The sequence below is a fragment of the Sporosarcina sp. QA0331 genome (assembly GCF_055808055.1).
Window position 1 is genome coordinate 1,742,948 of sequence record NZ_CM147850.1, and the last position, 13,308, is coordinate 1,756,255.

9 protein-coding genes are annotated in these 13,308 nt (G+C 40.5%); 5 read left to right on the plus strand and 4 right to left on the minus strand.

Annotated elements, in window-relative coordinates:
- Positions 1–26 precede the first annotated feature (26 nt).
- Together AC0L13_RS08555 and dacB are read left to right on the plus strand one after the other, a co-directional pair.
- The gene (locus tag AC0L13_RS08555) at positions 27–1,445 is read left to right on the plus strand and encodes an NAD-dependent succinate-semialdehyde dehydrogenase (RefSeq protein WP_473645901.1); all 1,419 of its coding nucleotides are present in this window, start codon (positions 27–29) and stop codon (positions 1,443–1,445) included.
- 190 nt (positions 1,446–1,635) lie between these two features.
- Positions 1,636–3,123 (plus strand): D-alanyl-D-alanine carboxypeptidase/D-alanyl-D-alanine endopeptidase, encoded by a 1,488-nt coding sequence (gene dacB, locus AC0L13_RS08560; protein WP_473645903.1) that lies wholly within the window; start codon positions 1,636–1,638, stop codon positions 3,121–3,123.
- Positions 3,124–3,167: 44 nt separating this feature from the next.
- Here the strand turns inward: dacB and ilvA are convergent, their stop codons facing one another.
- Complete coding sequence (gene ilvA / locus AC0L13_RS08565) at positions 3,168–4,430, minus strand: threonine ammonia-lyase IlvA (RefSeq protein WP_473646919.1); 1,263 nt, start codon at positions 4,428–4,430, stop codon at positions 3,168–3,170.
- A gap of 174 nt (positions 4,431–4,604) precedes the next feature.
- Positions 4,605–5,504 (minus strand): diacylglycerol/lipid kinase family protein, encoded by a 900-nt coding sequence (locus AC0L13_RS08570; RefSeq protein WP_473645905.1) that lies wholly within the window; start codon positions 5,502–5,504, stop codon positions 4,605–4,607.
- Between the two features lie 361 nt (positions 5,505–5,865).
- Here AC0L13_RS08570 and AC0L13_RS08575 point away from each other — a divergent pair, with 361 nt between their 5' ends.
- The 3 genes from AC0L13_RS08575 to AC0L13_RS08585 all read left to right on the plus strand — a co-directional run bounded on the left by AC0L13_RS08575 (position 5,866) and on the right by AC0L13_RS08585 (position 10,269).
- Positions 5,866–7,290: an amidase gene (locus AC0L13_RS08575; RefSeq protein WP_473645907.1), complete on the plus strand. Its 1,425-nt coding sequence runs from the start codon at positions 5,866–5,868 to the stop codon at positions 7,288–7,290.
- A 187-nt stretch (positions 7,291–7,477) separates the two neighbouring features.
- Complete coding sequence (locus AC0L13_RS08580) at positions 7,478–9,184, plus strand: methyl-accepting chemotaxis protein (protein WP_473645909.1); 1,707 nt, start codon at positions 7,478–7,480, stop codon at positions 9,182–9,184.
- A 116-nt stretch (positions 9,185–9,300) separates the two neighbouring features.
- The gene (locus tag AC0L13_RS08585; protein WP_473645911.1) at positions 9,301–10,269 is read left to right on the plus strand and encodes a proline dehydrogenase family protein; all 969 of its coding nucleotides are present in this window, start codon (positions 9,301–9,303) and stop codon (positions 10,267–10,269) included.
- Between the two features lie 71 nt (positions 10,270–10,340).
- On the opposite strand, the gene AC0L13_RS08590 is transcribed toward AC0L13_RS08585, so the two are convergent.
- Together AC0L13_RS08590 and AC0L13_RS08595 are read right to left on the minus strand one after the other, a co-directional pair.
- Complete coding sequence (locus tag AC0L13_RS08590; protein ID WP_473645913.1) at positions 10,341–11,357, minus strand: DUF1646 family protein; 1,017 nt, start codon at positions 11,355–11,357, stop codon at positions 10,341–10,343.
- A 132-nt stretch (positions 11,358–11,489) separates the two neighbouring features.
- Positions 11,490–12,983, minus strand: a complete 1,494-nt coding sequence (locus AC0L13_RS08595) for a peptide MFS transporter (RefSeq protein ID WP_473645916.1) — start codon at positions 12,981–12,983, stop codon at positions 11,490–11,492.
- Between the last annotated feature and the right edge of the window lie 325 nt (positions 12,984–13,308).

Below are 13,308 nucleotides of genomic sequence, written 5' to 3' on the forward strand. Positions count from 1 at the left end.
ATATAGAAATAGGAGGAGGTTATGAGATGAATGCATTTTCGATGATCATTGACGGAAAAAAAGTCGGAAAAGCTCTTGGTACAATTGATGTCATGAATCCTGCAACTGGAGAACTGATCGCAACGGTTCCGGATGGAGGTGCAGAGGAAGCTGGACAGGCAGTTGAAGCTGCAAACAATGCGTTTCAGCAATGGTCAATGCTATCCGCTTATGAAAGAAGTTCCTACCTAGTAAAATGGCATGAACTGATTGAAAGACATACGGATGATCTGGCTCGGACAATGACGGAGGAGCAAGGGAAGCCAATAGCTGAGGCAAAAGGAGAAATCACATACGCAAACGGCTTCATTTCTTGGTACGCGGAAGAAGCAAAGCGCATCTATGGTGAAATGATTCCTGCAAGTAATACAGGAAAACGCATCTTCGTCCATAAACAGCCAGTTGGTGTAACCGCAGTGATTACACCGTGGAATTTTCCGGCAGCGATGATTACGAGAAAAGTCGCCCCTGCATTGGCTGCAGGCTGCACGGTCGTCATCAAGCCAGCGGAACAGACTCCGATAACCGCGATACGGTTGGCTGAATTGGCACTGGAAGCAGGTATTCCTGCTGGCGTCGTAAATGTCGTTACAGGTGATGCAAGTTCAATTGGGGATGTTTGGCTGCAAGATACACGGGTACGCAAGCTGACATTTACCGGTTCCACCGAAGTCGGGAAGCTACTAATGCGCGGCGCGGCAGATACAGTGAAGAAAATCTCTTTGGAATTGGGTGGGCATGCACCGGCAATCGTCATGGAGGACTGTAATCTTGACAAAGCCGTGGATGGAATTATAGCCGCCAAGTTCAGGAACGCCGGGCAAACATGCGTATGTGCCAATCGGATTTATGTACATGAAGCAATCGAGGAAGCCTTTTCACAAAAGTTAGTTGAGAGGATCAAACTTTTGAAAGTAGGAAACGGCAAGGAAGAAGGTGTAACAATTGGCCCTCTTATTGATGAAGACGCAATCCAAAAAGTACAACGACATGTCGATGATGCTCAAGCGAAAGGTGCAGAAATAGCCGTTGGTGGTTCTAGGAAGGACGGTTTATTCTACGAACCGACCGTTTTACGTAGTGTCAAAGATGATATGGTATGTATGCAGGAAGAAACGTTCGGTCCAGTTGCACCGATTATAACTTTCTCTTCTGAGGAAGAAGTGATTAGAAGAGCGAATGATTCGATTTATGGATTGGCTGCTTATGTATTTACAGAGAATATTTCAACAGGCATTCGGATGAGCGAGCGATTGGAATACGGAATCGTCGGCTTGAATGATGGTCTCCCATCAACTCCGCAAGCGCCTTTCGGCGGATTCAAACAAAGCGGACTCGGCAGGGAAGGCGGACACCACGGTTTGGATGAGTATATTGAAATAAAATATATCTCAGTAGGTTTATAATGTTAAGGATAGGCATCCATTTACAATGGGTGTCTTTTTTTGTCATTTGTATTTTGAGTTTATCAATAATAGAAAATTCTATAGTTACATAGATGTTATTAATAAAATACTTATTATCTCGAAATCTATTTATTTGCTTAGAATAAAATGGTAGACTGAAAACGACATCAAAGAAGAAGGGGGAAATGATTTGTTGTTCAAAAGAACCGCTATGATTTTCATGGCTGTTTTCATGTCGTTTGCTACCGTGTTCACAGTTGCTCCTTGGCAAAAGGAGGCACAAGCTTCAGCTTCGCATGATAAGTTGGAAAGAAATATCAATGCTGTCTTATCGGGAGATTCAATGAAATCTGTTGTCAGCAGTGTCACTGTGCGAAAGGCGTCCACGGGAGAAATAATTTACGAGGCCAATGCGGATAACAAATTGACGCCAGCTTCCACATTGAAGCTGCTCACGTCAGCGGCAGCATTGGAAATGCTCGGAGAAGAATACCGATTCAAGACGGATTTGCTTACGGACGGCTCTATATCCAAAGGGGTATTGAGCGGCAATCTCTATTTGCGTGGTGAAGGGGATCCGACTCTTTTGAAAAAGGATTTGGATCAATTTGCTGCAACACTGGCAAAACTCGGAGTAAAGAAAGTTAATGGTGATCTTGTCGGAGATGACAGTTGGTTCGATTCGGTCCGTCTTTCACCTGGAATTGATAAAAGTGATGAAACCTTTTACTATGCCGCTCAAATTTCCGGCTTAACATTATCACCAAACACCGATTATGATGCTGGAACTGTCATTGTCAACGCTAGTCCGACTAAGAAAGGGTATAAAGCCAAAGTCACACTAACTCCTGACACAGGAATCGTTACAATCATTAACAAAAGTAAGACGGTTCCGAAGGGCTATAAAAACACATTGTCGATCAAGCGACAATATGGAACGAATAATATTGTCATTACAGGAAATGTACCAGTTGGAAGTGCTGGAAAAAAAGAATGGGTTACAATCTCTAATCCGACAGCTTATACACTTGATGTATTTAAAAAGTCGTTAACAACAAAAGGAATCACATTCACCAAATCTTCCAAAGTGACAAGAAGAAGCACCCCGCAGAATGCCAAGGTCCTTACTTCGAGACAGTCGATGCCATTGAAGAATTTGATGAAGCCATTCATGAAGTTAAGTAATAACACACATGCAGAAATATTGGCAAAGACGATGGGTAAACAGGTTTATGGAGAAGGAAGCTGGAATGCGGGTCTTCGTGTAATGCGAGAATTTGGACAATCCGTCGGTTTACATACAGCTGAATGGAGTTTTGAAGATGCGTCCGGCATGTCTCATAAAAACAAAGTAACATCTGCGCAACTGACAGAATTGCTATTTATTGCACGGCAAGCACCGTGGTACAGAAGTTTCGTACAAGCTATACCTATTTCAGGAATGAATGACCGTTTCGTAGGCGGTACGTTAAAAAATAGGCTGACGAGTGCTTCTGTAAAAGGGAAAGTCATTGCAAAGACAGGTAGTTTAAACCAAGTGAATTCATTGGCGGGTTATGTTGAAACAAAAAGCGGGGAAACGTTGATTTTTAGCGTCCTTACACAAGGGCAAAGAAAGAATGCACTCCCTGCAATCGATAGAATCGCGACCGTCATTGCTACCACACCGAATAACTAAAACCCACAAACGGCGATATTGCCGTTTGTGGGTTTTCCTTGTAATTAAATAAGGAGTTCAAATAACGTACTATCTTTATTCACTTCCGTGAAGGGGAAGCCATTCTGTTCCATACGGAGCAGTAGACCGGCATAATCTTCTTTTCTTTTCAATTCAATGCCGACAAGGCCAGGTCCATTTTCCTTATTATGCTTTTTCGTATATTCAAAAGTTGTAATATCATCATCCGGGCCTAACACAGAGTCGAGAAACTGACGCAACGCGCCTGCGCGTTGAGGGAAATTGATGATGAAATAGTAGAGCAAACCTTCATATAATAAGGATTTCTCCTTAATTTCCTGCATCCGTCCAATATCGTTATTTCCTCCGCTAATAATGCAAACAACCGATTTCCCTTTGATCTGATCTTTATAGAAATCCAGTGCGGCAATTGGCAAAGCCCCTGCCGGTTCAGCGATGATAGCATGCTCGTTATATAAATCCAAAATAGCAGTGCAAACTTTCCCTTCAGGTACACTTAAAATGTCGTCGACATATTTCCGGCAGATTTCATATGTTTGGTTGCCTACACATTTAACGGCTGCACCATCGACGAATTTATCGATACTATCCAAAGCTGTAACAGCCCCATTTCGGACAGCAGCTTTCATACTGCTGGCCCCTTCTGGTTCGACTCCGATCATCTTTGTAATAGGGGAAAGGTTTTTAATATATGTGCTAATTCCCGACATGAGACCGCCACCGCCGATGCTTGCAAAAACGAAGTCGATCGGTTCTTCGATATCGTTCATTACTTCAACAGCAACTGTCCCTTGCCCTGCAATAATATCCCTGTCATCGAATGGATGGATAAAAATGCGATCTTCCTGTTCCGCGCTATTCACTGCATGGGCAGATGAATCATCGAACGTATCACCGACGAGGATAATTTCAACAAAATCCTTGCCGAACATTTTCACCTGATTGACTTTCTGTTTTGGCGTTGTTTGTGGCATGAAGATTTTGCCGTTTATTTTCAATTGAGCACATGCATAAGCGACACCTTGTGCATGATTGCCGGCACTTACACAAACAATCCCATTTTCGCGGGCTTCTGATTCAATCCGCTTGATTTTATAATAGGCACCGCGTAATTTGAACGAGCGTACGTATTGTAAATCTTCCCGCTTAATATAGACATTACATCCGTATTTTTCGGACAGCCTCTCATTTTTTTGCAAAGGTGTATGGATTACTACATCCTTTAGCAATTGATTGGCGATTAGAATATCTTCTACCTGTACTGTCTTCGTTTCACTTTTAGCCATCTTTGTCATATGCTCGTTCCCTCCGGTAACTTAAATGAATATTTTATTATATTAACATGAAACACCGAAGAAGAACATAAGATTGTTCATAATTGCCGATTAATTTGAATGAATTTCTCTAGGCAAATAATTCAATAAAATATGTAAGCGTTTTCTTTATAGGAATATCAAATTTTAAGAAGTGACAACAAGTTTCAAAGCTCTTGGCTGAATGGAAAGGCAAATTTCAGTAGAGTAAAATATTTCTCCATCAACGATATAAGGCAATTTATGTTCTCCTTCAATCTTAATATCCTTTCCTTTCAAATAGGTGACTTCCTTCGCAAAGATAGGCTTGCCTTTTAAAAGTTTAGGAAAAAGCTTGGATAAGACTTTCCACCGTTTTGCATCATGCAAGATAGTCATATCTATTAGTCCGTCTTGAGGATCCGCATAAGGACAAATTAGTAAACCACCTCCATACATCTTCATATTACCGTTTGCAACTAGCCATAAATTAGTTTGGAGAGCTAGGCTTCCATCGACGAAGAGGCTGCCACGAAATGGCTTGAAAGTCATCAGTTCAATAATTGCGGCGATCGTATAAGAAAAAGAACCAAGATTGAATCGATTAAGCCATTTTTTATAAATGGAGCGATCAGCTCTCATTCCGATCTTCGCATCCATTCCAACACCGACGACTGTTATTCCGTACAATCCATTCACATATAGTAGATCCATCGCTTTTGTTTCACAGATGATCAACTTCTCGACAAAATGATCTGGTTTTTCAATAAAAGCACAATTTCTAGCGATATCGTTTCCTGATCCGGCAGGGAGGATAGCAAGTGGAATATTCGTATTGACTAATTGTTGAAGGACGGAACTTACTGTCCCATCGCCGCCGATTACGATGAAAGCACAAATTGATTGTGAAGCGATTTTTTCATTCATATACGTGCGTGTCAATTCGGCAGTGATGCATATATGCGTTTCGAAGGATACTTTCCTAGCGATTAATAACGATTCGATTTCGTGCCAAATTGCAAGTGCCTCGCCTTTACCAGACGCGGGATTAATTATAAATACATACATCTGACGCCCCCATTTCTCTGTACTAGTTTAGCATAATTCAATTGAGTAAATAATTGAATTATGAATAGTCTGTTTTAAAATGCTGAAAGCCAGGAAATCCTTAGTGATGAGTTGCGAAGAAAAGGAGAGATTGTCATGCAAAAATGGGATAGTAGGCCAGATAAGCCCGACACCGGTCAATGGGTCGCTTTAGCGGTATCATGCCTCATCATACTCATAATTATCTTCGTAAATCTTATATGATTTGTTTAGGCTTCTTTCCTGGCGGGGAAAGAAGCTTTCTTCATTTGTCTTAATAAGAATCTATCATTATAATGAATATATTGAATAGTTTTAATATGGAGAGGACGGGAGTGGGGAAATGTTAATGGAGAAGGTGGATGTCACCTTAGATGCAGATGTTACACATATTCGAAAAATGATATTGAATAGGGAAATAACCGTTTCAGAAGTTATTTCTATTTTTATTGAACGAATGAAAGAAAAAAATCCATCCGTCAATTTTTTAGTGGAAGAGCGTTTTTCCGCTGCTATGGAGGAGGCGGCACAGGCTGACGAGGCGTTATCTAACGGAGAAGCGAAAGGGGCATTATTTGGTGTTCCAATGAGCATGAAAGAATCATTTGATGTAGCCGGAATGCAAACGACAGGCGGATTGCTTGCAAGAAAAGGATCCGTACAAGAAGAAGACGCGCACATTGTCAAGAAGTTGAAAGCTGAAGGGGCAATTATACTAGGTAAGACTAACACACCTGAATTATGTTTTTGCCAAGAGACGGATAATAAATTGTATGGCAGAACAAATAATCCATGGAACTTAAATCGGACAGCCGGTGGTTCAAGCGGCGGGGAAGGGGCGGCGATTGCTCTTGGCGCGGCAGCAGCCGGAATTGGCTCAGACATAGGAGGGTCAATCCGGTTTCCAAGCCATTTCAATGGTGTTATCGGATTTAAATCAGGAAAAGGGCAAGTGTCCCAAGTTGGAAGCTTTCCGTTTGTGGAAGATCTATGGCAGCAAAGGATGCTTGGCATCGGACCGATAACGAAAACAGTAAGGGATACGAAGCTGTTGTATTCCATCATTGCTGACCACCAAATCGAAGAACAGAACCTCGCTGGTTTTTCGATAAATGTATTTCGTACCACCGAGTTTCCAATTTCCGATGAATCGGTAAAATTGTTAAACAACGTCTATCTTTCCTTGAAGGATAGTTATAAGACGGAGAGGGAATCTTTGCCTAACCTCAAAGTATCAGCTCTTCTTTGGCAAGAAATCATGTCGATCGATGGAGGAGAATCCACCCGGAAGGTAGCCTTCGGAAATGGGAAGGGCAGTCCGCTAACTGCGTATTTAAAAGAAAAGATGAATGGAACCTCAAATATTCATCGCTATTTATCATGGGCGTTAATCGGGGCTTCATTGTTCAAGCCATCGGCAAAAAGGATAGATGAAATATCAAATCTATTAGAAGAGGGAAACCAATTTTTAGAAGATTACTTAGCAAAACGATTAATCGTCATGCCGGTTTATCATACTGCAGCCCCTCCTCATGGCATTGTATATAAGGAGATTTTTTCTATTAATAAAACATTCCTGAAATATATGCCGTTTGTCGCCTACGCAAACACATGGGGGCTCCCTGCGTTGACAGTACCAGTAGGAAGAGATAATGATGGGATGCCAATTGGACTACAAATCATTAGCAAAAACGGCAACGAGGATGCCATCTTTTCACTCGGTTCCATTCTTGAAGAACAATTTGGAGGATACTCAAGGGTGGAATAAAGCCATATTAATAAGAGTAAGTAGATGAAGGAATGCAGTCCATTTTCCTTCATCTTTTTTTATTGATTACTAATTAAATGAAAAAAGATAAAGAAATTGAATATGAAATCATACGAAAATCATGTATCATTTAGATAGTTAGTTCTATCACCGGGTGATAGATTAGTAACAGGAAGGAAGAGAAATGATGAATAAAAGAAATAGCCTAACTTTCCAATTAGGCACTATAATAGTCGGCATTCTTGTCGCGATGCTTGCCATCACATCTGTCGCCACTTATAAGACAGCATACGATAAGCTTTACGAGGCAGCAGGCATAGAGGCATATGGTTGTGCAAACATAACGACAGGTTTACTGCAGCCTAATGACATTGAAAATGCATTGGCAGGTGATAAAGCGACGATTGAAAAAGTGGGCAAAGAATTGAATTGGACAGTTTTACATAAAGACATATTTGAAACACAATACGTCGTTGATTTAAATGGCAAACTTATCGCAATTGATGATAATTTAGCTAGTAAAGGTATCGAAGCGGGAGATCAAATCCCATTGGATGAAGAAGCGATTTCCATGCTATTGGAAATGAAACATCCAACTTATTCTGAACCGTATAATTTTGCTGGCATGAAAAGATTGTCCGGGTATGCACCAATCTTCAAAGATCACGACCAGTCTAAAGAGATTATCGCAATTAGCGTAATTGATTTTGATGCGAGCATCGTAGCAGATCGGACATGGGAAGTTGTTCGTGATGGCATACTTATTAGCATCATTCCAGTACTGATTGCTGCATTCATTACGATCATGCTTCTTCGTCGTAAAACGAAGCCGATTTCTCAATTGATTGGCCATGCGAAAGAGATTGCGGACGGCAATTTGAATATCGAAAATGTAAATGTGAGTTCCAGGGATGAAGTTGGGAATCTTGCTAACACATTGAATACGATGACGGCAAATTTGCGTAATATGATCGGAACGATGAAGGATACTTCCCATAAGTTAATGGAGAATTCTTCAACAACTGCTTCGGCTTTAGGTGAAATGAACGGGGCAATTGAAATGGTTGCTGACAATATGAACGATGTAGCGGTGAGTGTCACGGAAGGAACTACTAATACAGAAAATGCATCTTCCATCCTTAGCTCACTTGCAGCCGACTTGCAAAACTCGAAAGTGCGTGCAGATGAGGTAGCTGCCAATTCCCAATCGACGATGAGAATTGCGCAAGATGGGCAACAGCTTGCAAACGATATTAGCCAGGACATGAATAAAATTAGGCAGTCTTCAACTGATGTCGGCTCTACAATCCAGGAACTCATCAAGTCAACGAGTAAAATACAAGAAATAACGAATTCAATTTCAGGAATTGCTGCGCAGACGAATTTATTGGCGTTGAACGCTTCTATAGAGGCTGCGAGGGCTGGTGAACATGGAAGAGGGTTTGCTGTAGTAGCAGAAGAAGTTAGAAAGCTGGCTGAACAATCCAATCTGGAAGTGCAGCAAGTTGAAAACATCGTCACGGATATTACAACTATAATCGGACAAGTCGAAACATCAGCATTGGAAAGTACGAAAGTAGTCGAGACGGGAAGCCGTACTGCACAACTCACTTCGGAATCGCTAAGCAATATTGCTGCAGCAGTCTCAAATACAGTTCAGGAAATCAATCAAATTTCCGAATTAATGAGTAACGAAGCTGAGAAGTCGGCTTCAGTCGTGGATTTGATCACTGAATTAACAATATCAATGCAAGAAATTGAGAATAAAACGAATAATATTTCTGCTGCAACGGAGGAAACAACCGCTTCAATCAGCGAAGTGTCCCAACGTTCGCTGCAGACAAATGACATGGCTAAAGAGCTTGAAAATATGGTAGGGCAGTTCAGATTATAATCATCCAGTTAAACGGGAAGACTCGAAAATTTCCTTTTTGCTTAATTTGATGGTCAATTGTGTATGCTATGTTATAATGCTTGATGTAAATAATTTTTTATCGAGGAGAAATGGAAATGTTAAAAGATTTCTTTATCGGCCTATCCCAAAATCAATTTTTGAATAGTGCGGCGAAAAAATACGGTTTGAAATTAGGCGCTCAAAACGTTGTGGCGGGAACAAATATTACCGAAACAATTGAGAGCATCAAAGAACTGAACAAACACGGCATTTCTTGTACTGTAGACAATTTAGGCGAATTCGTCTATGAAAAAGAGGAAGCACTCGCCGCGAAAGAACAGATTCTCGAAGTTATTGAAGCTATTCATGAGAATGAAGTGGATGCGCATATTTCATTGAAGCCATCTCAACTAGGTTTAGATATCGACTATGATTTCTGTAAAGAAAACATAGAGGAAATCGTCGCTGCGGCAAATAAATACGGTCTTTTTGTCAATTTTGACATGGAAGACTATGCACGTCTCCAACCTTCATTCAACTTGTTGGACGAGCTGTCGACACAATACGACAATGTCGGTACTGTCATTCAAGCTTATTTTTTCCGGGCGGAAGAAGACTTGCATAAGTATAAGAATTACCGTCTCAGAATCGTCAAGGGAGCTTATAAAGAGCCTGCCGAATATGCTTACCAAGATAAACAAGACATCGACAAAAACTATATTAAATTGATTGAATGGCATTTATTGAACGGTAAATTTACGTCAATCGCAACGCATGACCATAATGTCATCAATCATGTTAAACAATTCGTCAAAGACAATAATATTTCAAACGATAAGTTTGAATTCCAAATGTTATACGGTTTCAGGAAAGAAATGCAATTGGAACTCGCAAAAGAAGGATACAACTTCTGTACGTACGTTCCGTTTGGACAAGACTGGTACGGCTATTTCATGCGGCGTCTTGCGGAAAGACCACAAAATATGAATCTTGTCGTGAAACAAGTGTTTACGAAAAAGACGAATACGATGATTGGTTTAGCGGCTGGCGCATTCCTGCTCGGACGTCTGACGAAAAAGAAATAATAAAAAAGGGACTACGAATAAGTCCCTAAACCAAAAGAGGTGGAAAAACGATTCGTTTTTCCACCTCTTATTTACCCGAAAATAACAATCACGATAAAGTAGACTATCATTGTTATCAATCCGATAGGCACTCCGAATCTTGCCCACTCGACGCTCTTAATATTTAATTTTCCAGCAGCGATGATGTTCGGGATATTTCCTGGAATAAGCATCCCACCACTAATCAGAAGCCCTAGCAAAATCGCTTTAATAGTAGGCTCGTCCATCTCGCTGCTAATTTCTGCTGCTGCGAGAGTTGCATTATCCAGAACAGCCGATATCATATTGATCCAATAGAGGGTATACGGGTTTAGGTCTAGCAAGAATCTTTTAATGAACGGTTCAAATCCTGCGCCTAATAAAGTCAACGCCATAACAAATAGGTAGACTTTAAAACCGCGGATAAGTATATCCAACATCGATTCTTTTCCTTGGGTCGCCTTCAAACCCCTGGTCTTTTTCGAAGGGTTGATCAAAAATATAGCCAATACGCCGAATGCGATGACTCCGGGGATTACATCTGGACCAATGAGTTTTAAAAGATAAAAGAAATCCTCATTTAGCTTACTTGTTGCAATAGTTGAAAGTGGTTCGCCGATCGGCGTCAACACAGCACCCATACCAATTGAATAACAGGCGAGGATGACAAAACGAACTTCCGAATTGCGATCAAGTTCTAAAACACTGACGATGGCAACTAAAACGAGGGCAGCGATGATAGCGGTGATGACGCTTGATATGATTCCAAGAATAATAATCACTAGTGCTAGAAAGAGTCTAAAAGGAAGAATCCGGCTTACGCCTTTAATTCCTCTTTCAAAAGGCTTTTGCAGCCATTTAAAAATTAGACCTGCCACTATAACTGCAATCGTTATATGTATTGGATCTTCCAACGCTTTTAACACCAAGCTCTTATCCAAAACTCCGCTTACTACGACTGCTGCTATTCCCATGATGAAGAGGAATACTTCCAAGTTGCGCTCGACGAACGAGATTGTGAAAGGTAGGAATAACACTAAAACTAAAATAATGGACAATCCCACAATCATAATATTTCCCCTTTTCCACAAATTGAATTTACTTTCTACTTTATCATATCATTTACGAATTTATTCGAGAACAACCTTTGAAAGATAAAAAGCAATACCGTCAACGGCATTGCTTTTTAAAAGAAATATAAATTAATGTACACCCTTCATAAATTTAAGGATGAAAGGAGAAATGGCGAATAAGATCAAACTTAGAACGATTGCCACACCACCGATGATGCCGAAATACATCATTTCAGTTTCTGCAGAGTAAAATTTCACAAGCTGGGCATTCAACGCTTGCGCTGCAGCATTTGACAGGAACCATAAGCTCATTGTCTGTGCGGAAAACGCTGCTGGTGCCAACTTTGTCGTTGCTGATAATCCTACAGGAGAAAGGCAAAGTTCACCTAATACTGCAATGAAAATACTTAGAACAAGCCAAAGTGGGTTTACAAGTGTGCCAGCTCCACCGAAATAGGCAGGCAACAAAATGACTATGAATGAAAGCCCTGCAAAAAGAAGTCCGAACGAAAATTTTTGAGGGATCGTCGGTTGACGTTTACCCATTTTAATCCATAACCAGGCGAAAACTGGTGCCAATGTAATGATAAATAATGGATTTAGCGATTGGAACCACGCTGGAGAAATGTGGAATCCGAATGCATCCAAATTTGTTCGTTTATCTGCATATAACGCCAAAATGGTTGAGCTTTGTTCGGCAATGGACCAAAACATGACAGCAGCTAAAAATATTGGGATGTATGCGAGAATCCTTGATTTTTCATCAGGGGTCGTTTTGCTGCTTCTATACATGAGTATGAAATAAGAAAATGGTATTAAGAACCCAAGAATACCTACAAGGGCGATAAATGAATTAAATGTGAGCCATCCTCTTGGAATCGAGATGACAACAAGAATCGCTAAAACAATTATAGAAGCCAATACAATCAAGAAGAAACGTTTGCGTTCTGTTGGTGTCATTGGATTTGGAATTTGAGTTCCAGCAAGTCCTAAATTCTTCTTCTTAGTTAAGACGAACAGGACTAGTCCGATGAACATACCGATCGCAGCAAGTCCGAATCCGAGGTGGAAGTTATACTTCATTCCCAGAGTACCTACAATTAAAGGAGCTAGGAAACCTCCCATATTTATTCCCATGTAGAATACACTGAAGCCTGAGTCACGGCGAATATCGTCCATATCATACATATCGCCGACGATGTTTGAAACGTTCGGTTTCAATAGACCCGTTCCTAGAACAATTAATCCCATAGAGATGAAAAGTGCTGTTGCTCCTCCAGGCAATGCAAGGACGATGTGTCCCAACATGATCAATATCCCACCGTAGAATACTGCCTTGGAAGTTCCGAATACTCGGTCAGCAAGCCATCCTCCGATAATTCCAGACATATAGACCAAGGCACCGTATATGGACATGATGGACAACGCCGTCGTCTCACTAATCCCAAGTCCACCTTTGGACACTTCATAGTACATGTAAAAGACAAGAATTGCTCTCATCCCGTAATATGAGAAACGCTCCCAAAATTCTGTAAAGAACAATGTGAAAAGACCTTTTGGATGGCCGAAGAACCCTGTTTGGGGAACGCTTTCAACAATTTGCTTTTTAGATAATTGTGACATTGAAATGTTGCCTCCTTTATTATTTCACTATTATATAGACAAATTAATTATATTGTCAAAATAAAAATGTCTTAATTGAAATTTGGATTTATAGCGATATTGGAATGTTTTCAGTAGTAATCCATATTTTATAAATAATATTTATGTCAAAATATTAATACAGGTCTTTATTCTCGTGACATCATTATCATGCCCCTTGACATGGAGCTGATACTTAAGGGAAAAGCATTTAAGTTTGATACATACTCATTTTCCCCCGAATTTTGATAGTAAACGATTCGTCACCGTTCAAAAACGATTGAATATGAGCTATCATGAAGATATG

Excerpts from the sequence above, each read along its gene's own strand:
- AC0L13_RS08570 (WP_473645905.1), bottom strand. The coding sequence starts at position 5,504 with ATGTATGTATTTATAATTAATCCCGCGTCTGGTAAAGGCGAGGCACTT.
- AC0L13_RS08590 (WP_473645913.1), bottom strand. The coding sequence starts at position 11,357 with ATGATTGTGGGATTGTCCATTATTTTAGTTTTAGTGTTATTCCTACCT.
- AC0L13_RS08575 (WP_473645907.1), top strand. The coding sequence starts at position 5,866 with ATGTTAATGGAGAAGGTGGATGTCACCTTAGATGCAGATGTTACACAT.
- ilvA (WP_473646919.1), bottom strand. The coding sequence starts at position 4,430 with ATGGCTAAAAGTGAAACGAAGACAGTACAGGTAGAAGATATTCTAATC.
- AC0L13_RS08585 (WP_473645911.1), top strand. The coding sequence starts at position 9,301 with ATGTTAAAAGATTTCTTTATCGGCCTATCCCAAAATCAATTTTTGAAT.
- AC0L13_RS08580 (WP_473645909.1), top strand. The coding sequence starts at position 7,478 with ATGAATAAAAGAAATAGCCTAACTTTCCAATTAGGCACTATAATAGTC.
- AC0L13_RS08555 (WP_473645901.1), top strand. The coding sequence starts at position 27 with ATGAATGCATTTTCGATGATCATTGACGGAAAAAAAGTCGGAAAAGCT.
- AC0L13_RS08595 (WP_473645916.1), bottom strand. The coding sequence starts at position 12,983 with ATGTCACAATTATCTAAAAAGCAAATTGTTGAAAGCGTTCCCCAAACA.